The sequence below is a fragment of the Mesorhizobium sp. C089B genome (assembly GCF_030323125.1).
Classification (GTDB): domain Bacteria; phylum Pseudomonadota; class Alphaproteobacteria; order Rhizobiales; family Rhizobiaceae; genus Mesorhizobium.
In genome coordinates, this window is record NZ_CP100469.1 from 2,940,226 (window position 1) to 2,963,688 (window position 23,463).

The window sequence follows — 23,463 nt, forward strand, 5'->3', positions numbered from 1 at the left end:
GCTCAAGCTAACCCATTGAGATTGCGTCGCAACAGATCCGGAAAGCTAAATCAGTCTCGATCCGAGCGACTCGACAGCTCTCAAAAGCCGTTCCAGATCATCGGGGTTGCGCAGCGGCAGAACCTCGAAGCCCGGCTCATTCCTTCCCTCGCCATCCACCAGCCAGCCGCGCGGCAGGCCGGCACGTTGTCCGGCCTGCATATCCGCGGCCTTGTCGCCGACTATCAGCGAGCGCTTGAGATCGAGGCCGAGACGCTGCCGGGCCTGTAGCAGCATGCCCGGATTGGGCTTGCGCATTGGATGGTCGGCGACCGCCAGTGGCCCGCTGCCCGCCTCGTGGTAGGCGCAGGCCAGAACCATGTCGACGAAGGCATCGCCGGCGGCAAGCAGCTTGAGAACCCGGCCGTTGACCGCGGCAAATTCCTTCCAGCCGAAATAGCCGCGCGCGATGCCGGACTGGTTGGTGACGATGACCACCGGGATGTTGCCCCGGTTGGCCGCCGCGATGACCGGCACGATGCCGTCGCGCAGCGCCATTTTGGCTGGATCGTCGGGATAGCCGGTGTCGACATTGATGGTGCCGTCGCGGTCGAGGAACAGCGCCGGCGCGCTGGCTGGAAACACCCGCGAACCCACCCGCTCAACCCACAGGCCGGGCTCAGCCAGCGGGTATGGACCGTAGGCCCCGGTGTCAGCCATTCGACAGACGGTCTTCCACCACCTCGCAGAGATAGTGGTAGAGGCAGAGATGTCCCTGCTGGATGATCGGCGTCGAGGTCGAGGGCACGTTGAGCAGTATGTCGGTGAGCGGCTTGAGTTTGCCACCGCTGTCGCCGGTGAGGCTGACCACCGTCATGCCCATCATCCGAGCCTGTTCGGCGGCAGCCAGAATGCTCGGCGAATTGCCGCTGGTCGAGATGGCAAGCAGCACGCCGCCGGGCGCGCCATGCGCCTCGACCTGGCGCGAAAACACGGTGTCGAAGCCATAGTCATTGCCCCAGGCGGTCAGCATGCCCGCGTTGGCCGGCAGCGCAATCACATTGTAGGCCTTGCGCTCCTTAAGGAAGCGGCCGACCAGTTCGGTGGCAATGTGGATGGCGTCGCTGGCCGAGCCGCCATTGCCGCAGACCAGCAGCGCCTTGCCCGAGGAAAGCGCGGCGACGACCGCACTCACAGCACGTTCCATCTCGGCGGTCAGGTCACGCTCGACTGTCGCGGTGATCGCGGCCGCCGAGCGGACCAGATAGTCATTCAGTCCGGACATGAAATCCCTCAGTTAGTACCGCCGCCGGCGCGCAATTTGCCGATCGTGCCGGTGGTGCTCTTGCCGGCGACAAGGTCGACCAGGACGACGCGCCCGCCCGCCTTCTGCACCACATCGGCGCCGACAACGGTTTCGACCGTGTAGTCGGCGCCCTTGACCAGAATGTCGGGCAGAAGCGCCTCGATCAGCGCCAGCGGCGTATCCTCTTCGAACACCACGACCGCATCGACCGAGGCCAGGGCGGCGAGCACGCAGGCACGATCATGCTGATCGTTGACCGGGCGCCCTGCGCCTTTCAGCCGACGCACCGAGGCATCGCTGTTGAGGCCGAGCACCAGCCGGTCGCACTGGCTGCGCGCCGCGTGGAGAAGACTGACATGGCCGGCATGCAATATATCGAAGCAGCCATTGGTGAAGCCGACGCTCAGGCCCTCGTCCTTCCACGCCGCCACCATGCGCGCGGCCGATGCGGCATCGAGGATGGCGTCCTTATGGGCGGTGGGGCCGTGCGAGCGGAACAGCGCGCCGGTGAGTTCCTCCACGGTCAGCCGCGCGGTGCCGCGTTTGCCCACCACCACACCGCCGGCGGCATTGGCGATGGAGGCGGCCATGACGCGATCGGCGCCCGCGGCCAGAGCCAGCGCGAAGCTCGCGATTACCGTATCGCCGGCGCCCGAAACGTCGAACACTTCGCGCGCCTGGGTGGCGATGTGGCGCGCCTCATCCGCGCCGACGACGCTCATGCCCTTTTCGCTGCGGGTGGCGACGACGAAGTCGAAGCCATGTGCCGAAATCAGCTGGCGTGCCGCCGCGACGATCTCGTCGTCGGCGAAAACCGGGCGACCGACAGCTTCGCCAAGCTCCTTGCGGTTGGGCGTGATGGCGGTCGCGCCGGCATAGCGCGCATAGTCGCGGCCCTTGGGATCGACCAGCACCGGTTTTCCCGCCTCGCGGCAGATGGCGATCAGGTCGGCGGCGACGCCGTCGAGCAAGATGCCCTTGCCATAGTCGGACAGAATGACGATGTCGGCGCGCGTGAGTGCGGCGCGAAAATGCCGGACCAGGTCCGCCCGTTCCTTGTCGTCGAGCGGCTTGATCTCTTCCTCATCGAAGCGCAGCACCTGCTGATTGAGCGCGCTGAAGCGGCTCTTCGACGACGTCATGCGACCGCGCTCCTGCGCCATATCAGCCGTATCGGCGCCGAGTTCGCGCAGCATGCGCACCAGATTGTCGCCGGCCACATCGGTGCCGATCACCGATATGGGAATAGCGCTGGCACCCAGCGAGACGATGTTGGCGACAACGTTGCCTGCGCCGCCCATCGTCGAGGTCTCGCCGCGCCCGTGCAGCACCGGGATCGGCGCTTCCGGCGAGATGCGCTCGATGACGCCGTTGACGAAACGGTCGAGGATGAAGTCGCCGACCACCAGCACGGCAACGTCGCCAAAGCGGGCAATGGCGCGGTGCAAAGGTTCGGGCGAAGGCGGATTGTGCTTGATCATGTCACTGGCAATGCGAGGGAAAGGCCGACCTCAATCACGCTGAAAATTGTCAATTTACGGGCCGGATCGTTCATGGCGAAGCCGATATACCGCAAATCCGCGCAGCGCAACGTCAGGGCGGCCGTCAGCTCTTCTGCAACGCGACGTGGACGCCCAGTCCGACCAGCACCGCCCCGCCCGCCCTCTGCATGATGCGCTGCGCACGGCTGGAGCGCTTCAGCCGGGCGATCACCATGCCTGCCAGCAACACGCAGACAATATCTGCCGAAGAGAACATTAAATTGACGATGGTGCCCAGCACGACGAATTGCAGCCACACCGGGAAACCCGCCGAGGCATCGATGAACTGTGGCAGGAACGCCATGAAGAAGATCGCCGTCTTCGGATTGAGCACTTCGACGGTGATGCTCTCGAAAAATGCCCGGCGCGCCGATTTGCGCTCGATCGCCGGCAGCGCCGTGTCACCGTCCCCGCGCTTGCGGAACAAGGACACGCCAAGCCAGATCAGATAGAGCGCGCCGATGAGCTTGACCGCCATGTAGAGCGGCGGCACCGCATGGAAGAGCACCGACAGCCCGGCGGCAGCCGCAAAGACATGGAAATAACCGCCAAGATGGATGCCAAGTGCCGCCGTCAGCCCCGACCAGCGCCCGCGCGCCATGGTCTGCGCGGCGGCATAGAGCATCGCCGGTCCTGGAATATAGGCAAAGATCGCCGTGGTGGCGAAAAACGCAATGAGCAGTTCGGTCGACGGCATTTTTTGTCCCCTAGCTTGCGGGCCTCGAATAAAGCGGGCCGCTTCGCGGTCTCACTGTGGCGTCGTGGTGCTTCATCGACAGTACGCTTGGCCTCCCTTATAAGGACCGGAATCGCAAGCAACCAGAGGCCTTCATGATCATCGTCACGGGCGGGGCCGGCATGATCGGCTCCAACATCGTCGCCGCACTCAATGCCGAAGGCCATGATGACATCCTCGTCGTCGACGACCTCACCGACGGCCACAAGATCGCCAACCTGGCCGATTTGCAGATAGCCGACTATCTCGACAAGGACGAATTCTTGGCCACCTTGGAAGCCGGCGACCTAGGCCGCGTCGAGGCCGTCTTCCACCAGGGCGCCTGCTCGACCACCACGGAATGGAACGGCAAGTTCATGATGGACGTGAACTACGCCTTCTCAAAGCGCTTGCTGCATGGCTGTCTTTCGCTGCGCATACCGTTCCTCTATGCCTCCTCGGCTTCCGTCTACGGCGGCGGTTCGGAGTTTCGCGAGGATCCCGCACTTGAGCGGCCGCTCAACGTCTACGCCTATTCGAAGAAACTATTCGACGACTATGTCAGGCGCACCGTGTTCGACACCGATCATTCGCAGGTCGCGGGCCTGCGCTACTTCAACGTCTATGGCCCGCGCGAGGCGCACAAGGGCGCCATGGCCTCGGTCGCCTTCCATCTGTTCAATCAGGTCGGGCGCGGCGAAAACCCAAAGCTGTTCGGCGCCCATGACGGCTTCGGCCCCGGCGAACAAAGCCGCGACTTCATTCACGTCGGCGATGTCGCCGACGTCAATCTGTGGCTGTGGAAGCGCGGCTCGAGCGGCATCTTCAACTGCGGCACCGGCCGCGCCCAGCCGTTCCGCGCCATTGCCGAGACCGTGATCGATACGCTGGGCCAGGGCGAGATCGAGTTCATCGAATTCCCCGATCACCTCAAGGGCAGCTACCAGAGTTTTACCCAGGCTGATATGTCCCGCTTGCGCGCAGCCGGCTATAATGGGCAATTCCGCAGCGTGGAAACCGGCGTCAGAGACTATGTCGAATGGCTGAAAGCCCAACGATCCTCGTGATCGGCCCACGCTGGGTGGGCGATATGGTCATGGCGCAGTGCCTGTTTTCAGCGCTGAAGGACGTCCATCCCAACGCCGCCATCGACGTGCTGGCCCCGGCCTGGGCGGCCCCGCTGGTCAAGCGCATGCCCGAGATTCGCCAGCAGATCGATTTCCCGCTGCAACCGGGCGCGCTCGAATTCACCATTCGCCGCCGCTTCGGCCGCCTGCTGCGCGGCCGCTACGACATGGCCTACGTCCTGCCGGGCAGCTGGAAATCGGCGCTGATCCCGTTCTTTGCCCGCATCCCCCGCCGCTTCGGCAATCTCCGGGAAATGCGCTACGGCCTGCTGACCGACATCGTGCCGCTGCCCGATGCCGTCAAACGGCGCACCGCGCAGGCCTATTTTGGCCTCGCCCAAGGCGGACATTTCCGGCCGCCGCGGCTCACCGTCGACGCCGGCAATCAGAAAGATCTGCTCGCTCGGTTCGCAGTGCAGCCGGGAAAATTCGTCGCCATGATGCCCGGCGCCGAATTCGGTCCGGCCAAACGCTGGCCTAGCGAAAGCTATGCCGGCCTCGCCGGAGAGATGATGGCGAAAGGATTCAAGGTCGCGTTGTTCGGCTCGAAGAACGATCGCGACGTCACCGCCGAGATCGCAGCACTCGCGCCCGGTGTCGTCGATCTGGCAGGAAAGACACGGCTGGAGGACGCCATCGACCTGATCGCCGCGGCCAGGCTGGCGGTGTCCAACGACAGCGGGCTGATGCATGTCGCGGCCGCCGTCGGCACGCCGGTCGTTGCCGTCTACGGTTCGACCTCGCCGGAAAACACGCCGCCGTTGGCTGAACAGCGCGAACTGATCTGGTTGCATCTGTCCTGTTCGCCCTGCCACCGGAAGGTCTGTCCGCTCGGCCACCTCAACTGCCTGAAGACGCTGGACGTTGCCCGAGTGGCAGCGGCGGCGGACAGGTTGCTGGAACTCCCGGCCGCCGCATGAAGGTGTTGATCGTCAAGACCTCCTCGATGGGCGACGTCATCCACACCTTCCCCGCCGTCGAAGATGCACGCCGCAAGCGCCCCGATATCGCCTTCGACTGGTGCGTCGAAGAGGCCTTTGCCGGCATCGTCGCGCTGCATCCGGCGATAGCAAAGATCCATACCGTCGCCATCCGGCGCTGGCGCAAGCATCTGTTCAACGCCGGCACATGGCGGGAGGCGACAAGCTTGCGCCGCGCTCTGCAAGCAGGCGAGTACGACCTCGTCATCGATGCGCAGGGGCTGCTGAAATCGGCCCTGGTTGCGAAACAGGCAGCGGCACCAATCGCAGGTTTCGACCGCGCAAGCGCGCGGGAGCCCTCGGCAACGTTGTTTTACCAGCGCAAATACGCCGTGCCGCGCAACCTGCACGCCATCGAACGCACGCGCCGGCTGTTCGGGCTGGCGCTCGGCTACGAGCCCGATCTTTCGGCGCTCGCATCCGGGATTGTGCCGCCTCCCGGCGGCCTGGCCGGCATTGACGGCAAGACGGCCTTCCTGCTGCACGGCACCAGCCGCGAGGACAAGAAATGGCCCGCCGAAGACTGGATCGAAACGGCTCGCCTGCTGGTTGGTAGCGGAATGACGCCGGTCACCACCTGGTCGAACGAGCGTGAGAAGGCGGTGGCCAAGGCGATCTCGAAAGCCGTGCCGTCAACGATCGTGGTGCCGAGATCGCCGCTGGCAGACATTGCCGCGATCCTTGGCCGCTCGACGCTGGTTATCGGCGCCGACACCGGTCTGACCCACCTCGCCAGCGCCTTCGGCCTGCCGACGGTCGCGGTGTTCCTGGCGACCGAGCCGGGTTTGACCGGCCCGCGCGGGCAATATGCCTCAACGTTGCTGGCCGCAGCGGGGGAGCGCCTCATGCCGGCACAGGTGGTGCCGGAAGCAGAAAAGCTATTAGCCCTTAAGCTCCAAGCTTCGGCATAGGACCTTCCAGCAATTCTGAGGTGCTAGATAAATTGCACCTGGACGATCTCATAACCCCTGGCGCCGCCGGGGGCGTTGACCTCGATGGCGTCGCCGACTTCCTTGCCGATCAGCGCGCGCGCGATCGGCGAGGAGATCGAAATACGGCCCGATTTCACATCCGCTTCCTGGTCGCCGACAATCTGGTAGGTCTTCTTTTCCTCGGTGTCCTCGTCGACCAGCACCACCGTGGCGCCGAACTTGACCTTGTCGCCGCTAAGCTTGGTGACGTCGATCACCTCGGCCCGAGCAATATAGTCTTCCAGTTCGTTGACACGGCCCTCATTGAGGCTCTGCGCCTCTTTGGCGGCATGATATTCGGCATTTTCGGACAGGTCGCCATGCGAGCGCGCTTCGGAGATCGCCTCGATGATACGCGGCCGCTCTTGCTGCTGGCGCCAGCGCAGTTCTTCCTTCAATGACGCGAACCCCTCGCCTGTCATCGGGACCTTGTTCATGATGCCTGACCTTTCCTGCCGCCACCCCCGCATTTCGGGGAAAGCCTTGTCGATGGGTATAAAAAGAAAACGGGTCCGGCAGCCTCGGGCTAACGGAACCGTTTCACCGCAATTTTCCCCAATATAGCGATCCTCGCGCGTTTTTCACGCTGAAAAAGCAGGCTTTTTGAAAAATCATGAGCCGACTTGCGCAATTGCCGTCACGGCATGTGCAGCGTGTTGCAGTTGCGACAACAAAAACCGGCTGCGATTGCTCGCAGCCGGCCCAGAGAAGCCGTTGGGGTGGGGTCAGCTTCTCATGAAATGGTAGATCTGTTCGGCCAGCATGCCGTATTCGCGCGAATCTTTGCCCGTCCGCTTCTCGATCTCGGCCAGCTGCGCCTGGGCGCCGACCAGATCGCCGATCTGCAGATGGGCCTCGCCGAGATATTCGCGCACCAGCGTGTAATCCGGGTTGATGCGGAGCGCTTCCTCGTAATAGCCGAGGCCGACGGTGACACGGCCGGAATGGCGATGCGAATAGCCGAGATAGTTGAGGATGCGTGGATCCTGCTTGTTGGCGGCAAGGCTGAGCACGGCGATCGCCTCGTCATAACGCCCGGCCATGGCCAGGTCGTGACCAGCATCATAGATGTTATCGTCGTCCAGCATGCCGTACTTCGGCGCGACGCATTTCTGCTTTTTCTTGTCCCAGACCTGCCCCTTCTTGCACTGGGTGGTGGTCTCGGTACCACCGCCACCGCCGCCGGCCGCAAACACCGGAACCGCAAAGAACTGCAGCGCCACAAGCGCCGCAGCCGCCTGGATCAACACTCTTTTATGCATCGAAGCCTCCTTGAGGGATAATGACGATCTTGAGGGAAAATGACGATAATGAAAAGCTAACGCCGGGATGCAGACTTTTCATCCCGGAAACCCGCAGCCGCCGAAACTATTTGTGCGGCCGTGCCTAACCTGAATTCGGTCAAAGGCGGGAGCCAGGGATCAGAACATGACGTGACGCGCGCTGCAAATCCGCTATCATTCGGGAAATGATCAGCGGGGGTGCCCGAGAGTGCAACAGCGCCGTGAGCGGGAATGGGAGCTATCGATCGGCCCGGACACCGTGCGCCTGTTCATTCTCAAGGCAAAGGGACTGAGTGCTGCCGTCAACGAAGACTATGCCGACGGTGCCGAGCATGAGGTCGAGCTCGATGGTGAATCACATGCCAATCACCACCATGACGGTCTGGCGGAGGAAAGCGCGGAAGACCTCACCGAGGAAGAGCTGCGCGAGCTGATCAACGACCTCAACGTCGACGAAGCGGCCGAGTTGATCGCGCTGGCCTGGGTCGGCCGCGGCGACTATGACGCAGCGGAATGGTCCGATGCGGTTGCCGCCGCGCGCGACCGCGCCAACAAGCGCACGGCGAAATACCTGCTCGGCATGCCGCTTTTGGCCGACTGGCTGGAAGAAGGGCTGGAAGCGATTGGCGCGTAACGGCGTGGTTACCGTTCGTGATGGGCCGCAGGCAACCTCCGGGCGCTCGCGCCGTTGAGGACGATGGGGTCTGTTGTACTTTCCCGAACATGCAGGGTTGCACTGGTCATGGTCGTCACGGCTCTGCTGCTGACGCCCCTGCTGACGCAAGCCGACGCCAAACAGCGCAAGAAGCATTACACGCCGCTGTCACAGCGGTTGGAGCAGCTGTTTTCACCGCGGGTCGACTCGCATCCTAAGCCGCGCAGCAAGCACCGCCAGAAGCCCAGTCCAAAGCGGCACATCACGCCAAAGCAGGTGGAACAAAAGACCCCGGATAAAAAGCCCTCGCCCGCCGATGTTCCGGTGCAGCCCTCGCGCGTTGTCCCGCTGCCCGAGGCGCGTCCTTCAGAGGCGCCGAAGACCGGCGCAGCACCGATCGAAAAGCAAAAGGCCGAAGGTCCGAACCCTCTTGGCGCGCCCAACCGGTCCAATGACGATCGATTCAACGAAGAAAAGTCCGGTTTTAAAAAGCAGGCGCGGCCCGGACCGTCAGCTCCGAAGCCGTCGACCGATAGGCAAAGCGAGCCCGAGCCGCCGGCCGCGGCGCCGATTCCGACACAAAAGCCAGACACTTCGGAACCTGAAGCTCAGCCGCCGGCCGTTGCTCCGCAACCACCTGAAAAACCCGATGCCGGCGACAAGAAGATGCTGCCCGATGCGCGCTCGGCCGATTTGCCCGATGCAAAAATGCCGGCGGCGGAAGTCGCCTGTCGCGAGCGGCTGACGGCCCTTGGTGTCGAATTCGAGGAGCATAAGGCGGAAAGCAATCCCGACATCGGCTGCTCGATCCCCTATCCCCTGGTGCTGAAGTCGCTCGGAAAATCCATCGCCATCGGCCCCGCGACCGAACTCAACTGCCCGATGGCCGAGGCTGCAGCCCGCTTTGCCGCCGAAATCATACAGCCGGCGGCGAAAGCCGAGTTCGGAGCCGACCTGAAATCGATCAACCAGGCATCGGCCTTTGTCTGCCGGCCGCGCAACGGCACGCGCCATCTGTCGGAACATGCCTTCGGCAACGCGCTCGATATTGCCAGCTTCACGTTGTCAGATGGCAGAAAGGTCGAAGTCGGTCCAACGCCGCCCGAGAAGGACGGCAAATTCCTCAATGCGGTGCGCAAGGCCGCCTGCGGACCGTTCAAGACCGTGCTTGGACCGGGCGCGGACCCGGACCATTCCCTGCATTTCCATCTCGATCTCGAACCGCGCCGGAATGGTGGCACTTTCTGCCAGTGATGGCCCTTCAGTGATCGTCATGCCGGTGATGGTCTGGCTGCCGCATTTCGGCCGCAGGCATGAACGGGGACGCTGAGTTTTCCTTTACCCTTGATCGTTAAAATCCCACCGATCAAGGACAGGATTCCGCCCATGGCCGCAATATTTCGCGCCGCGAAGGCAAAAAGCGCAGCGATACTGGCCGCCGGTCTTGCGCTGGCCGCCGTTTCGGCTTGCAACACTGGCAGCGTGCTGTCGCTGCAGCCGGCCGTCGATGTCGGCTCGCAGACCGCGGCCGTGCCGCAATATGAAGGCATGCAGAAGCTCGTCCCGTCCAATCCGTATATGACTGCCGCCTATCCGCGCATGGACGAGCCGATGTCGGAGTCGGAGCCGCAGCAGATGCCGGCCAGCGAAACCGATTGCCGTGGCGAGCTGAAGCGCCTTCGCGTCGTCTACACCGATGTCCAGCCGATCCATGAGGGACAGTGCGGCATAGACTGGCCGGTCAAGGTATCCGCCATCGGCGGCATCCAGATGAAGCCCGCCGCAACATTGACCTGCGACATGGCCGCAAGTTTCGCCGCCTGGACCAGCAACGAACTGGTTCCCTCCGCCCGCTGGCGCTATTTCTCGGGCGTCAAGACCATCCACCAGGGCTCGAGCTATTCCTGCCGCAACATCGCCGGCGAAGGTGTCCTGTCCGAGCACGGCAAGGGCAACGCCCTCGACGTCATGAGCATCGAGCTCAACAACGGCGACGACATCGACGTGCGCAAGCCCGGCCTGTTTGCCTTCCGCACCCGCGGCTTCCTCAACAATGTGCGCGCCGACGGCTGCCAGTATTTCACCACCGTGCTCGGTCCCGGCTACAATTACGATCACCGCAACCATTTCCATTTCGACATCAAGAACCGCAAAAGCGGCTACCGCGCCTGCCGCTAAGGCGTTTCACCGTTCAGAAATGAGTCGGGATTGGCGTTCCTGGTGGAAGCGATGATTTGCTGGGCCACCAGATCCTGGATGCGCCAAAGGTTCCTGTCGCGGATACCGCTTTCTTCCAACTTGCTGACGGTTCGGAACAGGTATTGAGCCGACGAGCCCCAATGCCCGGCAGCCCGCGCCAGCGTGTCGGCAACCTGCTCCAATGGCAGCCGGCCGGCATAGGCCCTGCCGTCTGGCGCGGCGACGAAAGCCAAGGCCCGCAACGGCCCATCCTTGGTCTTGACCTTGATCCAGCATGGCACGTTAGTCGGCGGATTGGCATCGATCTCGCGGCGCATCAACTGGCCAAGTTGCCCGACATGGTCTTCCGAGGGCAGCCGATAGACGATCCCGTTGCAGCTGCCGCCTCGATCGAGCGCCAGCATCAGCGCCGGCAAATCACGGGTTCCGCGCCAACGGGTCAGCGTCAGGCAGAACGAGCGGTGCCATCCTGGCGCCGTGGCCGGGCGCTGCTCGACATGGGCAAATTCGGGGTTCCAGATCAGCGACCCGTAGGCAAAGACCCATAGCGCTTCAGGCCGATGCTCCGACAGAAGTTGCTCGACAAGACTATCGAACTCCGCGTCTGTATGCTCGGTTGTTCCGGGCTCGGGACCCGGATCCGGTTCGACACGCTCGACCCTTGCGACAAGGTCCGCGGTCAATGCCATCGAGCTGCGACCCACCGGCTTCTTATCCATTGCTGCTCACCCCCCGCAAAAACGATGGCCGACGATAGAACGGCTGCTCGCCGCTGGCCATTGATTTCCAGGGTCCGTCAGGCACAGATACCGCACGGATCGAGCCGCTTTCATGAGCCGACGAAGCCTGCAACGACGCGCATTGACCTGGCTCGCCGCTCTTCTGGCGGTCTGGCTGGCCCTCGCCTATGTCGCTGCGCCGGAATTCTGGACGGTTCGCGACCGCGGCTTTCGCACGCAGACTTTCGAGATGGTGACACACACGCCGCAAGGCATTCCGGGCGACCCGATCAATATCGGCCTTGTCGGTACCGAAAAAGAGATGGTCCATGCCTTCGCCATGGCCGGATGGGATACGGCCGATGGCGTGACGCTAAAGACCGCGATCGAAATCGGTGAGAGCGTGCTGTTCGACCATCCCTATCCTGACGCCCCGGTCAGCCGGCTGCTGTTCGAAGGCCGCGCCCAGGATCTCGCCTTCGAAAAGCCGGTCGGCGGCAGCGCCGACCGGCGCCATCATGTCCGCTTCTGGCGCAGCGATGCGACCGGCGACGACGGCCGAACGCTCTGGATGGGCTCGGCCAGCTTCGACCGCGGCGTTGGTCTCAGCCACGATACCGGCGCCATCACCCACCATATCGCCCCTGACATCGACGCCGAGCGCGATCTCGTGATCCACGACCTGTCGGCGGCCGGCATGGTGATCTCGGTGAGCGACATCCCGGGCATCGGCGCCACCAGGACCGGACGCAACGGCGGCGGCGATCCCTATTTCACCGACGGCAAGGCTGTTGTCGGGGTGCTCAGGCAATTCCCCTGAACCACTGTCATTTTCCAAAAATCATCGCGGACTATTTTCCTGCGGCCCGCCGCAATGCTATTGAGCCCTGATGCTATACGTCGAAATCGCCACCGTGGTCGTCCTCATCTGTGTGAACGGCCTTCTGTCGATGTCCGAGCTCGCCATCGTGTCGTCGCGCCCGGCGCGGCTCAAGGCGATGATCGACCGCGGCGTCAATGGCGCCGGGCGTGCGCTGACGCTCGGCTCCAATCCCGGCAAATTCCTGTCGTCAGTGCAGATCGGCATCACTCTGGTCGGCGTGCTGTCGGGCGCCTTCTCCGGCGCCACGCTGGGCGACAGGCTGTCGGTGTACCTGGCCACGACCGGCATGCGCGAAAACATCGCCGACCCGCTCGGCGTCGGGATCGTCGTCGCCATCATCACCTATTTCTCGCTGATCGTCGGCGAGCTGGTGCCCAAGCAGATCGCGCTGCGCGATCCCGAGCGTGTTGCCGCCCGCGCGGCGCCTGCGATGACCATCCTAGCCACCGTCTCCGCGCCGCTGGTGTTCCTGCTCGACATTTCCGGCCGCGCCATATTGTGGCTGCTTGGCCAGCGCGGCGAGAGCGAGGAGAAGGTCACCGACGAAGAGATCAAGATGCTGGTCGCCGAGGCCGAGCACCACGGCACCATCGAATCCGACGAGCGGCGCATGATCGCCGGCGTCATGCGGCTCGGCGATCGCGCCGTGCGCGCCGTGATGACGCCGCGCACCGAGGTCGACTGGATCAATTTGCAGTCCGATGAGGGTGCCATCCGCAAGCTCTTGATGGAGACCCAGCATTCGCGCCTGCCGGCCGGCGATGGCGGCGTCGACGTCATGGTTGGCGTTGTTCAGACGCGCGACGTGCTGGCCGCCCTGCTCGCCGGCCGCGCACTCGATCCGCGCAAGCATGTGCGCGCCGCCCCCATCGTCTACGATCAGGCCGACGCGCTGGATGTCCTGCAGAAGCTGAAGGAATCCGACGTGCCGATGGCGCTGGTGCATGACGAATACGGCCATTTCGAAGGGATCGTCACGCCTGCCGACATTCTCGAGGCCATCACCGGCGTCTTCCGCGCCGACCTTGATGCCGGCGACGAGGAAAACGCCGTCAAGCGCGAGGACGGCTCATGGCTGCTCGCGGGATACATGCAAGCCGACGAGATGGCTGACGTTCTCGGTATCGACCTGCCGGAAAACCGCGACTACGAGACCGTCGCCGGTTATGTGCTGTCGCACATGCACCATCTGCCGGCGACCGGCGAATGCGTCGACGCGCAAGGCTGGCGTTTCGAGGTCGTCGACCTCGATGGCCGCCGTATCGACAAGCTGATCGCCACCCGGCTGCCCAGCGGCCATCGCGAAGTGGTGCGTTGACACTCTGCCGTCAAAGCGAATAGCGCCCTCAGACCGCGGCTTCGATCGGTTCGGCAAGCTTCGGATTGGAGCGCGAGGCGATCAGGCAACTGGCCACGATCAGGGCCGCTCCAGCCAGCGTGGTCCAGGTCGCCGCCTCGTCGAAGAACAGCCAGCCAAACACGATCGCCCAGATGAAGGCGGAATACTCCGTCGGGATCAGATATTGCGCTTCGGCCCGCGCGTAGGACCAGCTCATCAGGAACTGCCCGGAGAGCGACAGCGCCGTCACCCCGGCCAGCGGAAGCCAGAGATTGCCCGGCAGGGCAACCGCGAGCCAGGGAGCGGCGGGGAGAAGGACGGCGGCAACGCACAGGTTCTGGAACAGCATGATCTCGACTGGCTTGGCCACCAGCGCCTGCCGCCGCGAGAGGATCAGATTGTAGGCGTAGAACACCGTCGATGCGAGCACCGCCACCGTTCCAAGCAGGGCATCCCCGGTATAATTCCCTTGCCCGAACTGTCCGGCCATGATGATGACGACGCCGGCGATGCCCGCCAGCGACGCCCAGATCGCCTGGCGCTGTATGCGTTCGCCCAAAAGCAGCGCCGCCAGCAGGAGAGCGAACAGCGGCGCGACGAAACTAAGCCCGATCCCATCCGCCAGCGGCAATCTGGCAAGGCCCCAGAAGAACGACAGCAGAACGATGCCCACGATCACGGCGCGCAGCGCGTGTAGCCGCAGCACGGAAGGCGTGGGAAGGGAACGCGGCCCCGCCGCCCAGGCCGTGCCCGCGACCACGCTCGCAAGCATGCTTCGCCATAGCACCGTGTTGTAGACACCGACGGCGATCACCAGGATTTTCATCGCCGCATCCATGGCGGACAGAAGGAAGATCGCAAGTGCACAGACCAGCACCGGGGTCATGGGGGAAACGACGCCTGACAGGCTGGGTGACTTCACGGGGCATGCTCATGTGATGGATCGCAGCCGGATATATCAGGGGAGGACGGCCAGGCCAGATGGCAGGGCCGTGCATATGGCGGTCCAACCGATCTTCGCAGCCCCTCGATTTGAATTCGGTGCGTCGGCAGCGCCTTTCGCTATCGGCCCCAGCCTGCCCTCACCCATGATTGATCCGCTGGAAGAATGGCAAAAGCAGCCAAAGCCTCTATATCGATTGTCATGGATGCATCGAACGAACACGCGCTAAACGACGAGCTTCTCCAAGATATCCAGCGCCTGTCCTTCGAGTATTTTCTCAACGAGGCCAACCCTGCCAACGGCCTGGTCGCCGACCGCAACACGCCGACGTCGCCTGCCAGCATAGCCGCCGTCGGGCTCGCTTTGTCGTCCTATCCCGTCGGTGTCGAGCGCGGTTTCATGACGCGCGATGCCGCAATCGAGCGGACGCTCGCCACGCTTCGCTTCTTCTGGAACGCCCCGCACGGGCCGGAGCCCGATGCCACCGGCTACAGGGGTTTCTACTATCATTTCCTCGACATGAAGACCGGCCGCCGCGTCTGGAATTGCGAACTGTCCACGATCGATACCGCCCTTTTGCTTGCCGGTGTTCTGGCCGCCGGCGCTTATTTCGACGAGGACGATGAGCTCGAACTGGAAATCCGCCAGCTTGCCGATGCGCTCTACCGCCGTGCCGACTGGCGCTGGGCGCAGAACGGCGGCGCCACCGTCACCCATGGCTGGCGGCCTGGAAAAGGCTTTCTCCGCTACCGCTGGGAAGGATTTGACGAGGCGCTGATCCTGTACGTCCTGGGTCTCGGTTCGCCGACCCACTCGCTAACTCCCGAGAGCTACGCGGCCTGGCTGTCCACTTACAAATGGAAGACCATCTACGGCCGCGAGATGGTCTATGCCGGCCCGCTTTTCATCCACCAGTTCTCGCATATCTGGATCGATTTTCGCGACATCCGCGATGCCTTCATGCGCGATCACGACCTGGACTATTTCGAAAACAGCCGCCAGGCGACGTATCTGCAGCGCGATTACGCAATCCGCAATCCGAGGGGGTTCGCGGGCTATGGCGAGAATTGCTGGGGCGTCACCGCCAGCGACGGCCCAGGTCCGATCGCGCGGCGAGCCGATGGACGCCGCTTCTTCGGTTATCTCGCCCGCGGCGCACCGTTTGGCCCCGATGACGGCACGCTGTCGCCATGGGCGGCAATCGCCTCCTTGCCTTTTGCGCCGGAAATCGTGCTGCCGGCGCTGCGCCATTTCCACGAGATGGACCTGCGCGACGGCAACTCTTACGGCTTCACCGCGAGCTTCAACCCGACGATCGCTGCCGACGACGGCCGCGCCTGCGGTTGGGTATCGCCGGACCATGTCGGCATCAACCAGGGGCCGATCGCCCTGATGATCGAGAACTACCGGTCCGACTTCCTGTGGCGATTGATGCGCCGCGTGCCGGCCATCACCACAGGACTGCGCCGGGCCGGGTTTTCCGGCGGTTGGCTGTGACAGGCGGCGATCCTTCGCGCGGGATCGTCAAGGCATCAGCGCGACCTTGCCGGTCCGACTCCACCATCCGGCCAAGGGAGCCGAGAGCGCCTCTTCACGTGAATGAAAAAGGGCGGCGCAAACGCCGCCCTTTGGAAAAATCATCGATCCTTGGGAGGATAAGGCTCAGGCCGCCTGGGCTTCGCCGGCAATCGCGTCGGCCTGACGCGCTGCCTTGAGCACGCGGGCCCACCAGGCAACATCGTTGACCAGCGCCGTGGCAGCCTGGTTCAGATGCTCGATCTCCTCGAGCTTCTTCTCGCCCTGGCGCACCGCCAGGAAATCGCTCCAGGCAATGTGAACGGCGGATTTGACCGGCGCCATCTGCAATTCGACCGCGGCAAGACGCAAATGTTCGACAGCGCGCGAGCCGCCGACGCTGCCATAGCCGACGAAACCGGCCGGCTTCTTGTTCCATTCATTGGCGGCGTAATCGATGGCGTTCTTCAGCACGGCCGTCGGGCCATGATTGTATTCGGCGGCGGTGAAGATGAAGCCGTCGAATTCGGCGACCTTCTTTTGCCAGCGCTGGGCAACTTCGTTCTGCGACGGCGCCCAGGCGGACGAGGCGACCTCGTCGAAAAAGGGCAGCGGCCAGTCGCGCAGGTCGACGGTCTCGACGTCGATGTCGGCATGAGATTTCGCGATCTTGGCGATCCACTGGGCGGGCACATCGGCGAAACGCGCGGCGCGTGTCGAACCGACGACGATGGCGATTTTGGGCTTGGACATGGGGCTCTCCATATATGCAAAAGCTGGTATCGTTTGGATACCGGCGCTATATGAGATACTGACAAATGGCAGCGCAAGGAGGCACCGTTATGTTACTGAGGCACCCGCACAACACCGAAGACTGCCGCGCCGTCTCGGAAATCCTGCAGCGCGTCGGCGACAAATGGACCGTTCTGGTCGTCGGCAAGCTGGGCGGCGGACCGCTGCGTTTCAATGAGTTGCGCGCCGCTGTCGGCGGCATTTCGCAGAAGATGCTGACCACCACCTTGCGCGGTCTTGAGCGCGACGGCTTCGTCACCCGAACCGTGTTCCCGACCATCCCGCCACGCGTCGACTATGAGCTGACGGAGCTCGGCCATGAGCTGCTGGTGCCGGTCGGCGCGCTCGGCGAATGGGCGCGGAAAAACACCTCGCGGGTCCAGGCGGCGCGTGAAAGATTCGATGGCGTGCACGCCTGAAAACCGTTGCCCAGCAATAGTTTACGGATTTTGCCGTCGACGACCCGTACCCGGGTTTAACTGGATCCGCCCTTGCAGCGTTGGTCACGCCATCGACATAGCTGCAGCGTTTCGTTCGCCGGCGCATCATCATTTTGAGGCTGACGAGGTCTTCCGCTGACGGGCCCTCAGGCCTTTGACGCAGGGTTGCTGCAACACACTGCGCCGCACGTCTCTACCCTTGCAGACCGCTGGGCAGTCCGCTCGTTGCCAACGGTCCGGTCTTGCGTGCAGGCAACGCTTGGAAGCTCTTTCCTGATCTCGGTATAAGCGGTCGTGCCAAGCAGGCAGATCACCGCGACGAGGGCCGCCACGAGCCAGCCGTTCAGCATGTGTTGACCCATTGTCTTCCCTCCGCCGCCCGCAGAATCGGATGTGAAGGCAACCATTGGATGTCGCGCAGCGCATCGCCCGCGCGGGGGATGTTACATAAGCGCAAGCTTGGCAGAATCGACGATGTCAACTTTCGGTTGGAATCGGCTTCGGCTTGCCGTCGCTATCCAGCGCCACCATGACGAAATCGGCGTGGGTGACCTTCTCCATCAGGTCGGAGAGGTAGCGTTGCGCCCAGGCCTCGACCTTGAGCGTCATGGAGGTGCGGCCGACGCGCTCGACATGGGTGTAGATGCACAGCGTGTCGCCGATCTTCATCGCCTTGGCGAAGGACATTTCCTTGACAGCCGCCGTCACCACGCGACCCTTGGCCCGCTCGGCCGCACGGATGCCGCAGGCAAGATCCATCTGCGCCATCACCCAACCGCCAAAGATGTCGCCGGCCGCATTTGCATCGGCCGGCATGGCGAGCGTACGCAAGGTCAGATCGCCGATCGGCCGTCCGTCCGCGTAATGCACCATCTGCCGGATCCCCTGAAACGATTGCCCTCGATCCCCTAGCGTCATGGACCCAAGAGGTCAACGCGACGGGCGAGGCTCCCGGCGCAATGTCGGTTCCATGGCAGCTTTTCCGGCCAGGCGTCTCACGGTCGCATTTTTCACAACGCATGCCGGAAGGCACCGCGACTTCGGAAGCCTGCCGCGGATAGGCTGCAGCCAGTTTTGCGGAGCCGCCAACACCAATCATGCAGACCTATGACTTCATCATCGTCGGCTCCGGCTCAGCCGGCTCGGTTCTCGCCGACAGGCTGTCGGCTTCCGGCCGTTACTCCGTGCTGGTGCTGGAAGCCGGCGGCAGCGACCGCCGCTTCTATGTCCAGATGCCGCTTGGCTACGGCAAGACTTTCTTCGACCCCGCGGTCAACTGGAACTACAAGCCCGAGCCGGACCCCGGCCTTGCCGGCAATGTCGACCATTGGCCGCGCGGCAAGCTGCTTGGCGGCTCAAGCTCGATCAACGCCATGGTCTGGATCCGAGGCGCGCGCGAGGATTTTGATGACTGGCGCGATGCCGGCAATCCCGGTTGGGGTTATGACGATCTGTTGCCGGGCTTCAAGGCGCTTGAGGACAATGAGGCCGGCGCCGATAGATGGCGCGGCACCGGCGGGCCGCTGCATATCACCGACACCACGAACGCCGTCCATCCGCTGACCAGGCGCTACCTCGCCGCCGGCCAGCAAGCCGGGCTGCCGCTCAACCCCGACTTCAACGGTGCCGCCCAGGAAGGCGTCGGCACCTACCAGATCTCCACCAAAAACGGCCGCCGCATGTCGGCCGCGCGCGCCTTCCTGCGCCCCGCGATGAAGCGCAAAAACGTCCGCGTCGAGACGAATGCGCTGGCGAGCAGGATCCTGTTCGAGGGCAAGCGAGCCGTCGGCATCGAATATCTGCAGAACGGCGAGACCAAGACGGCGCGGGCCGGCCGCGAAGTCATCCTGTCCGCCGGCTCGATCAACTCGCCGCAGCTCTTGCAACTGTCCGGCGTCGGCCCCTCGTCACGGCTCAAGGGGCTTGGCATCCCGGTCGTCCACGCCAACGAAAATGTCGGCGCGCATCTGCAGGACCATGTCGGCATCAACTATACCTTCAAGGGAAACGTGCCGACGCTCAACCAAATCCTGCGGCCCTGGTGGGGCAAGCTGCTGGTCGGCATGCAGTATATCCTGACCCGTTCCGGCCCGCTGTCGCTGTCGATGAACCATGGCGGCGGTTTCTTCCGCACCGACCCGGCGTTTTCGCGCCCCAACATGCAGCTTTATTTCCAGGCTTTCTCGACCGTCATCCCGAAGAGCGGCGAGCGCCCGATCCTGACGCCAGATCCGTGGCCGGGCTTTTCCATCGGCCTCTCCAACTGCCGCCCGTCCAGCCGCGGCGAGATCATGATCCGCTCCAGCAATCCGCGTGATTATCCCAGGATCTTCGCCAACGCCTATTCCACCAACGCCGATGTCGACGAGATGCTGGCGGCGGTGAAGTTCGTGCGCAAGATAGCCTCGATGCCCGCCATGGCCGAGATCATCACTGAGGAGGTTTTGCCGGGCCCATCGATCCAGTCGGATGCTGACCTGATCCAGGATTTCAGGAAGCGCTCAGGCACCGTCTATCACCCGGTCTCGACCTGCCGCATGGGGCCGGACGCCGGGGCCGCCGTCGTCGACCCGCGCCTGAAAGTGCACGGGCTCGAAGGTCTGCGCGTCATAGACGCCTCGATATTTCCCGCCAACATCACCGGCAACACCAACGCCGCCTCGGTCATGACCGGATGGAAGGGCGCCGAACTGGTTCTGGAGGACCAAAAATGAAGATCACCGACGTCAAGACCTGGGTAGTCGGCAATCCGCCGCCGGGCATCGGCGGCAAGTATTTCATCTTCGTCAAGCTGACCACCGATGGCGGCGTCGTCGGTTACGGCGAGGCTTACAACGCCACCTTCTCGGCTCACATAACGGCCAAGCTCGTCGAGGACATGGCCGAGCGCTACCTGATCGGCCACGATCCGCACGACATCGAGACCTTTTTCCGCCGCGCCTATTCCTCAGGGTTTACCCAGCGCCCCGACGTGACCGGCATGGGCTGTTTCTCGGCGCTGGAAATGGCCTGCTGGGACATTGTGGGCAAGGAAGCCAACAAGCCGGTCTACAAACTGCTCGGCGGCCAGGTGCACGAGACGCTGCGCTCCTACACCTATCTCTATCCGCATACCGGCAGCGTCCATTCGGAAGACGCGCCGGACGGCAGGAACGTCTATAACGACCCTGAACTGGCGGCGGCCTGCGCGCTCGAATATGTCGAGCAGGGGTTCAACGCCGTCAAGCTTGACCCGGCCGGTCCTTACACCGCCTTCGACGGCCACCAGCCGCGCCTGATCGACATCGATGTCTCCACCCGCATGGTCAAGGCGATCCGCGAAGCCGTCGGCACCCGCGCCGATATTCTGTTCGGCACGCATGGCCAGTTCACCGCGTCGGGTGCGCTGCGCATGGCACGCGCCATCGAGCCCTACGATCCCTTGTGGTTCGAAGAGCCGGTGCCGCCCGACATGCCCGAAGTGATGGCTCAGGTGGCGCGAGGCACGTCGATCCCGATCGCCACCGGCGAGCGGCTAACGACCAAGTTCGAATTCGCCCGAATCATCGAGAACCGCGCCGCCACCATCCTGCAACCGGACCTTGGCCGTTCCGGCGGCATTCTCGAAACCAAGAAGATCGCCGCCATGGCCGAGGCATACCACATCCAGATCGCGCCGCACTGCTATTGTGGGCCGATCGTTGGCGCCGCCAACATCCAGCTGGCGGTGACGCTGCCCAATTTCCTCATCCTGGAATCGCTGAAGCAGTGGGACGGCTTCCACGCGACGCTCTTGAAGAAGAAGATCGAGTGGCAGGACGGCAATGTCATTCCATCGAAGGGGCCGGGCCTCGGCGTCGAGCTGGACGAAGCGGTCTGCGACGCGCATCCCTACACCGGCAAGGACCTGCATTTGCAGATGATGCAAACGCCGCTGATGCCGTGAGCGAACGCTACGCCTTCATCGGCCTTGGCCATCTCGGCGGCAACCTTGCCGCCAGCCTGTTGCGCAACGGTTTTGTCGTCATCGTCTTCGACCGCGACCCCGCCGCCGTCGAGCGCCTCGTGGCGCTCGGCGCCACGGCCGCGACCAGCCCGGCCGAAGCGGCGGCACAGGCCGGCAATGCCATTACTTGCCTGCCCTCGCCCAAGGTCAGCGAAGCGGTGCTGGCGAATGCCGGCGGCCTGCTCGAGGGTCTGCCCAGGGGCGGCTCCTGGATCGAGATGTCGACCAACGGCCGCGACGAGATCCTGCGCCTCGCCGCCCTCGCCGCGGCCAAAGGCATCGAGACGCTGGAGTGCCCGGTCACCGGCGGCGTGCATCTGGCCGCGGTCGGAAAGACCACCGCGCTTGTCGGCGGCGATGCTGCGCTTTACGAGCGCCATCGTCCGGCCATCGAAGCGATGTGCGCAAAGTCGTTCCTGATGGGTCCGGTCGGCTCGGCGGCGGTGATCAAGGTGATCACCAACATGCTGGCCTTCATCCATCTCGTCGCCGCCGGCGAGGCGCTGATGTTGGCCAAGCAAGGCGGCCTCGACCTCGCGCAATCCTACCACGCCATCGTCGCCTCCTCCGGCAACAGCTTCGTCCATGAGACCGAAAGCCAGCTCATCCTCAACGGCTCCTACGACATTGGCTTCACCATGGACCTGGCACTGAAGGACCTCGGCTTTGCGCTTGCGATGGGCAGGGAGTTCAGACTGCCACTCCAACTGGCGCCGCTTGTGAGTGAGATTTTCCTGATGGGCAAACAGGAATATGGCGGCGGCGCCTGGTCGACCCAGATCGTCAAACTGCTCGAGGATGCCGTCGACATGGATCTGCGCGCGCCCGGTTTCCCAGCCAAGCTGGAAAGCTAAGCCGGGTAAATATGTCCTGCGATTTCAGGCCCTTGGCCGGTTCGCCGGAATCGCCGCTCAAACCACCTGAATCAATCCCTCAACGCCTTGATTCAATATCTCAGCGTCAGCGCTCCGGGCAAGATCTCAAACGTCGCGGGTATACGCCCCGGCGACTCGCCATCTATGTCGACCAGCGCGCCGTTCTTCTCGACATCGCCGATAGGTTCGACCACCACTTTCCGGCCACGCAATATGGTGATGGCGGGATGGTTGCGGTGCCGGCCGCCATAGAGCAGCCGAATATCCCAGATCAGCTTCAGCTTGCCGGCCGCGCGCAGGATGACGATGTCGAACTGGCCGTCGGCGAGTTCGGCGTCCGGGGCGATCATCATGCCGCCGCCGAAGAACTTTCCGTTGGCGACCGCCACCAGCGCCATGCGCGCCTCGACCGGGGTGCCATCGTCGACGGTGATCCTGACGTCCTGGAAGCGGTAGCGGATGAACTCGACCACGGTGCGCCAGAAAAACAGCGCCTTGGCCGACATCCTGCCCTTGCGCTTGTCGGCATTGACCGCACGGTCCGTGGCGCCGGACAGGCCGAGGCTGGCGATATTGATGAAGTGCCGGCTGGCCAGCGCGCCATGGTCGTCGATGTAGCAGATGCGCCCGGCATCGACCTTGCGCGCCTTGGCTTCGGCGATCCGCTTCAACGCCGCATCCACCTCTTTCGGCAGGCCAAGTCCGCGCGCGAAATCGATGCCGGTGCCGCAAGGCAGCAAGCCAAGTTCGGTTGTCCGGCCGCTCTCATCGAAAGCCTGCAGCAATCCGTCGGCCACCTCGCTGGCGGTGCCGTCGCCGCCGGCCGCGATCACCAGCTCGAAGCCGCTTGCCGCGAGGTCGAGCGCCAGCCTTTCGGCGTCGCCCTCGGCCTGCGTCTCGCGCAGCTCGAATTCGCCGAAATGCTTTTTCAGCGATGCGGCGACCTCCGGCCAATGCCGTTTCAGCCGGCCGCCGCCGGCAATCGGATTGAGCACCACCCCGACTTTCAATGCGCACCCTCCCCGCACCGAGCCGATAGGCTCGATGCTTTGCCTGCATTGAAGCCCGCGCCAGCCGGCGGAGCAAGGGCACAGCCGATCAGGCGCCAAAAAGCGGGCGGGCTGTCTAATGCAGCTGGAGTCGAAATTCCGAGCTTTGTGGCAAACGATCCCCGATAATCCCGTTATCCACAGGCTCACGCCCATTCCCCAAAACC

General features: G+C 63.6%; 24 protein-coding genes. 13 read left to right on the forward strand and 11 right to left on the reverse strand.

All coding sequences use genetic code 11. The features are described from left to right. Positions 1 to 45 precede the first annotated feature (45 nt). From NLY44_RS14575 to NLY44_RS14590, 4 genes are all read right to left on the reverse strand, one after another. A complete protein-coding gene (locus NLY44_RS14575) occupies positions 46 to 699 on the reverse strand; it encodes a D-glycero-alpha-D-manno-heptose-1,7-bisphosphate 7-phosphatase (protein WP_023805979.1) in 654 nt (217 codons plus the stop codon). Further along, positions 692 to 1,264, reverse strand: coding sequence for a D-sedoheptulose-7-phosphate isomerase (locus NLY44_RS14580; protein ID WP_023671975.1), 573 nt, complete (start codon positions 1,262 to 1,264; stop codon positions 692 to 694). Before NLY44_RS14580 ends, NLY44_RS14575 begins: the two co-directional genes overlap by 8 nt. Positions 1,265 to 1,272: 8 nt before the next feature. Next, positions 1,273 to 2,766: a D-glycero-beta-D-manno-heptose-7-phosphate kinase gene (gene rfaE1 / locus NLY44_RS14585; protein ID WP_023671976.1), complete on the reverse strand. Its 1,494-nt coding sequence runs from the start codon at positions 2,764 to 2,766 to the stop codon at positions 1,273 to 1,275. A gap of 124 nt (positions 2,767 to 2,890) precedes the next feature. After that, positions 2,891 to 3,523, reverse strand: a complete 633-nt coding sequence (locus tag NLY44_RS14590; protein ID WP_023671977.1) for a LysE family translocator — start codon at positions 3,521 to 3,523, stop codon at positions 2,891 to 2,893. Between the two features lie 134 nt (positions 3,524 to 3,657). Here NLY44_RS14590 and rfaD point away from each other — a divergent pair, with 134 nt between their 5' ends. From rfaD to waaC, 3 genes are read left to right on the forward strand one after another with little or no spacing between them, the layout of a single operon-like run. Beyond that, positions 3,658 to 4,608: an ADP-glyceromanno-heptose 6-epimerase gene (gene rfaD, locus NLY44_RS14595; RefSeq protein WP_023683756.1), complete on the forward strand. Its 951-nt coding sequence runs from the start codon at positions 3,658 to 3,660 to the stop codon at positions 4,606 to 4,608. Beyond that, positions 4,581 to 5,588, forward strand: a complete 1,008-nt coding sequence (gene waaF, locus NLY44_RS14600; RefSeq protein ID WP_023695762.1) for a lipopolysaccharide heptosyltransferase II — start codon at positions 4,581 to 4,583, stop codon at positions 5,586 to 5,588. Before rfaD ends, waaF begins: the two co-directional genes overlap by 28 nt. Then, positions 5,585 to 6,559: a lipopolysaccharide heptosyltransferase I gene (waaC, locus tag NLY44_RS14605; RefSeq protein ID WP_023683754.1), complete on the forward strand. Its 975-nt coding sequence runs from the start codon at positions 5,585 to 5,587 to the stop codon at positions 6,557 to 6,559. The genes waaF and waaC overlap by 4 nt, the downstream gene beginning before the upstream one ends. A 23-nt stretch (positions 6,560 to 6,582) precedes the next feature. Here the strand turns inward: waaC and greA are convergent, their stop codons facing one another. Next, on the reverse strand, positions 6,583 to 7,056 hold the full coding sequence (gene greA, locus NLY44_RS14610) for a transcription elongation factor GreA (protein ID WP_023683753.1): 474 nt from the start codon (positions 7,054 to 7,056) through the stop codon (positions 6,583 to 6,585). 288 nt (positions 7,057 to 7,344) lie between these two features. Beyond that, positions 7,345 to 7,881, reverse strand: a complete 537-nt coding sequence (locus NLY44_RS14615; RefSeq protein ID WP_023705872.1) for a tetratricopeptide repeat protein — start codon at positions 7,879 to 7,881, stop codon at positions 7,345 to 7,347. A 229-nt stretch (positions 7,882 to 8,110) separates the two neighbouring features. On the opposite strand from NLY44_RS14615, the gene NLY44_RS14620 reads away from it, so the two are divergent. The 3 genes from NLY44_RS14620 (at position 8,111) to NLY44_RS14630 (ending at position 10,735) form a co-directional block, all read left to right on the forward strand. Then, entirely contained in the window at positions 8,111 to 8,536 is a 426-nt protein-coding gene (locus NLY44_RS14620) for a DUF3775 domain-containing protein (RefSeq protein ID WP_023683751.1), read from the forward strand. A 198-nt stretch (positions 8,537 to 8,734) separates the two neighbouring features. After that, the gene (locus tag NLY44_RS14625; protein ID WP_023689711.1) at positions 8,735 to 9,811 is read left to right on the forward strand and encodes an extensin-like domain-containing protein; all 1,077 of its coding nucleotides are present in this window, start codon (positions 8,735 to 8,737) and stop codon (positions 9,809 to 9,811) included. Positions 9,812 to 9,943: 132 nt separating this feature from the next. Next, positions 9,944 to 10,735, forward strand: coding sequence for an extensin-like domain-containing protein (locus NLY44_RS14630; RefSeq protein WP_023733327.1), 792 nt, complete (start codon positions 9,944 to 9,946; stop codon positions 10,733 to 10,735). On the opposite strand, the gene NLY44_RS14635 is transcribed toward NLY44_RS14630, so the two are convergent. Next, positions 10,732 to 11,475 (reverse strand): gamma-glutamylcyclotransferase, encoded by a 744-nt coding sequence (locus tag NLY44_RS14635; protein ID WP_023689709.1) that lies wholly within the window; start codon positions 11,473 to 11,475, stop codon positions 10,732 to 10,734. The two genes, NLY44_RS14630 and NLY44_RS14635, sit on opposite strands and share 4 nt — an antisense overlap. A 112-nt stretch (positions 11,476 to 11,587) precedes the next feature. Between NLY44_RS14635 and NLY44_RS14640 the strand changes: the two genes are divergently transcribed. Continuing rightward, positions 11,588 to 12,295, forward strand: a complete 708-nt coding sequence (locus tag NLY44_RS14640) for an LssY C-terminal domain-containing protein (RefSeq protein WP_286440051.1) — start codon at positions 11,588 to 11,590, stop codon at positions 12,293 to 12,295. A 70-nt stretch (positions 12,296 to 12,365) separates the two neighbouring features. Next, positions 12,366 to 13,676, forward strand: a complete 1,311-nt coding sequence (locus tag NLY44_RS14645; RefSeq protein ID WP_023689708.1) for a hemolysin family protein — start codon at positions 12,366 to 12,368, stop codon at positions 13,674 to 13,676. A 28-nt stretch (positions 13,677 to 13,704) separates the two neighbouring features. Here the strand turns inward: NLY44_RS14645 and NLY44_RS14650 are convergent, their stop codons facing one another. Then, positions 13,705 to 14,583, reverse strand: a complete 879-nt coding sequence (locus NLY44_RS14650; protein WP_023701605.1) for a DMT family transporter — start codon at positions 14,581 to 14,583, stop codon at positions 13,705 to 13,707. Between the two features lie 258 nt (positions 14,584 to 14,841). Here NLY44_RS14650 and NLY44_RS14655 point away from each other — a divergent pair, with 258 nt between their 5' ends. Next, the gene (locus tag NLY44_RS14655; protein WP_023805981.1) at positions 14,842 to 16,137 is read left to right on the forward strand and encodes a glucoamylase family protein; all 1,296 of its coding nucleotides are present in this window, start codon (positions 14,842 to 14,844) and stop codon (positions 16,135 to 16,137) included. A gap of 165 nt (positions 16,138 to 16,302) precedes the next feature. On the opposite strand, the gene NLY44_RS14660 is transcribed toward NLY44_RS14655, so the two are convergent. Continuing rightward, entirely contained in the window at positions 16,303 to 16,908 is a 606-nt protein-coding gene (locus NLY44_RS14660) for an NADPH-dependent FMN reductase (protein WP_023671992.1), read from the reverse strand. 89 nt (positions 16,909 to 16,997) lie between these two features. Here NLY44_RS14660 and NLY44_RS14665 point away from each other — a divergent pair, with 89 nt between their 5' ends. Further along, positions 16,998 to 17,366, forward strand: coding sequence for a winged helix-turn-helix transcriptional regulator (locus tag NLY44_RS14665; RefSeq protein WP_023683744.1), 369 nt, complete (start codon positions 16,998 to 17,000; stop codon positions 17,364 to 17,366). 498 nt (positions 17,367 to 17,864) lie between these two features. Here the strand turns inward: NLY44_RS14665 and NLY44_RS14670 are convergent, their stop codons facing one another. Then, positions 17,865 to 18,260: an acyl-CoA thioesterase gene (locus tag NLY44_RS14670; RefSeq protein WP_023671995.1), complete on the reverse strand. Its 396-nt coding sequence runs from the start codon at positions 18,258 to 18,260 to the stop codon at positions 17,865 to 17,867. Positions 18,261 to 18,484: 224 nt separating this feature from the next. Between NLY44_RS14670 and NLY44_RS14675 the strand changes: the two genes are divergently transcribed. From NLY44_RS14675 to NLY44_RS14685, 3 genes are read left to right on the forward strand one after another with little or no spacing between them, the layout of a single operon-like run. Continuing rightward, positions 18,485 to 20,101, forward strand: a complete 1,617-nt coding sequence (locus tag NLY44_RS14675; RefSeq protein ID WP_023805983.1) for a GMC family oxidoreductase — start codon at positions 18,485 to 18,487, stop codon at positions 20,099 to 20,101. Beyond that, positions 20,098 to 21,312 carry a mandelate racemase/muconate lactonizing enzyme family protein gene (locus NLY44_RS14680; RefSeq protein ID WP_023805984.1) on the forward strand — a complete coding sequence of 405 codons (1,215 nt, stop codon included), beginning with the start codon at positions 20,098 to 20,100 and terminating at the stop codon, positions 21,310 to 21,312. Before NLY44_RS14675 ends, NLY44_RS14680 begins: the two co-directional genes overlap by 4 nt. Further along, positions 21,309 to 22,226, forward strand: coding sequence for an NAD(P)-dependent oxidoreductase (locus NLY44_RS14685; RefSeq protein ID WP_023805985.1), 918 nt, complete (start codon positions 21,309 to 21,311; stop codon positions 22,224 to 22,226). The genes NLY44_RS14680 and NLY44_RS14685 overlap by 4 nt, the downstream gene beginning before the upstream one ends. A gap of 92 nt (positions 22,227 to 22,318) precedes the next feature. Here the strand turns inward: NLY44_RS14685 and NLY44_RS14690 are convergent, their stop codons facing one another. Continuing rightward, positions 22,319 to 23,257, reverse strand: coding sequence for a diacylglycerol/lipid kinase family protein (locus NLY44_RS14690; protein ID WP_023728217.1), 939 nt, complete (start codon positions 23,255 to 23,257; stop codon positions 22,319 to 22,321). Positions 23,258 to 23,463: the final 206 nt, after the last annotated feature.

Excerpts from the sequence above, each read along its gene's own strand:
- NLY44_RS14575 (WP_023805979.1), bottom strand. The coding sequence starts at position 699 with ATGGCTGACACCGGGGCCTACGGTCCATACCCGCTGGCTGAGCCCGGC.
- NLY44_RS14580 (WP_023671975.1), bottom strand. The coding sequence starts at position 1,264 with ATGTCCGGACTGAATGACTATCTGGTCCGCTCGGCGGCCGCGATCACC.
- rfaE1 (WP_023671976.1), bottom strand. The coding sequence starts at position 2,766 with ATGATCAAGCACAATCCGCCTTCGCCCGAACCTTTGCACCGCGCCATT.
- NLY44_RS14590 (WP_023671977.1), bottom strand. The coding sequence starts at position 3,523 with ATGCCGTCGACCGAACTGCTCATTGCGTTTTTCGCCACCACGGCGATC.
- rfaD (WP_023683756.1), top strand. The coding sequence starts at position 3,658 with ATGATCATCGTCACGGGCGGGGCCGGCATGATCGGCTCCAACATCGTC.
- waaF (WP_023695762.1), top strand. The coding sequence starts at position 4,581 with ATGGCTGAAAGCCCAACGATCCTCGTGATCGGCCCACGCTGGGTGGGC.
- waaC (WP_023683754.1), top strand. The coding sequence starts at position 5,585 with ATGAAGGTGTTGATCGTCAAGACCTCCTCGATGGGCGACGTCATCCAC.
- greA (WP_023683753.1), bottom strand. The coding sequence starts at position 7,056 with ATGAACAAGGTCCCGATGACAGGCGAGGGGTTCGCGTCATTGAAGGAA.
- NLY44_RS14615 (WP_023705872.1), bottom strand. The coding sequence starts at position 7,881 with ATGCATAAAAGAGTGTTGATCCAGGCGGCTGCGGCGCTTGTGGCGCTG.
- NLY44_RS14630 (WP_023733327.1), top strand. The coding sequence starts at position 9,944 with ATGGCCGCAATATTTCGCGCCGCGAAGGCAAAAAGCGCAGCGATACTG.
- NLY44_RS14635 (WP_023689709.1), bottom strand. The coding sequence starts at position 11,475 with ATGGATAAGAAGCCGGTGGGTCGCAGCTCGATGGCATTGACCGCGGAC.
- NLY44_RS14640 (WP_286440051.1), top strand. The coding sequence starts at position 11,588 with ATGAGCCGACGAAGCCTGCAACGACGCGCATTGACCTGGCTCGCCGCT.
- NLY44_RS14645 (WP_023689708.1), top strand. The coding sequence starts at position 12,366 with ATGCTATACGTCGAAATCGCCACCGTGGTCGTCCTCATCTGTGTGAAC.
- NLY44_RS14650 (WP_023701605.1), bottom strand. The coding sequence starts at position 14,583 with ATGACCCCGGTGCTGGTCTGTGCACTTGCGATCTTCCTTCTGTCCGCC.
- NLY44_RS14655 (WP_023805981.1), top strand. The coding sequence starts at position 14,842 with ATGGATGCATCGAACGAACACGCGCTAAACGACGAGCTTCTCCAAGAT.
- NLY44_RS14660 (WP_023671992.1), bottom strand. The coding sequence starts at position 16,908 with ATGTCCAAGCCCAAAATCGCCATCGTCGTCGGTTCGACACGCGCCGCG.
- NLY44_RS14665 (WP_023683744.1), top strand. The coding sequence starts at position 16,998 with ATGTTACTGAGGCACCCGCACAACACCGAAGACTGCCGCGCCGTCTCG.
- NLY44_RS14670 (WP_023671995.1), bottom strand. The coding sequence starts at position 18,260 with ATGGTGCATTACGCGGACGGACGGCCGATCGGCGATCTGACCTTGCGT.
- NLY44_RS14675 (WP_023805983.1), top strand. The coding sequence starts at position 18,485 with ATGCAGACCTATGACTTCATCATCGTCGGCTCCGGCTCAGCCGGCTCG.
- NLY44_RS14680 (WP_023805984.1), top strand. The coding sequence starts at position 20,098 with ATGAAGATCACCGACGTCAAGACCTGGGTAGTCGGCAATCCGCCGCCG.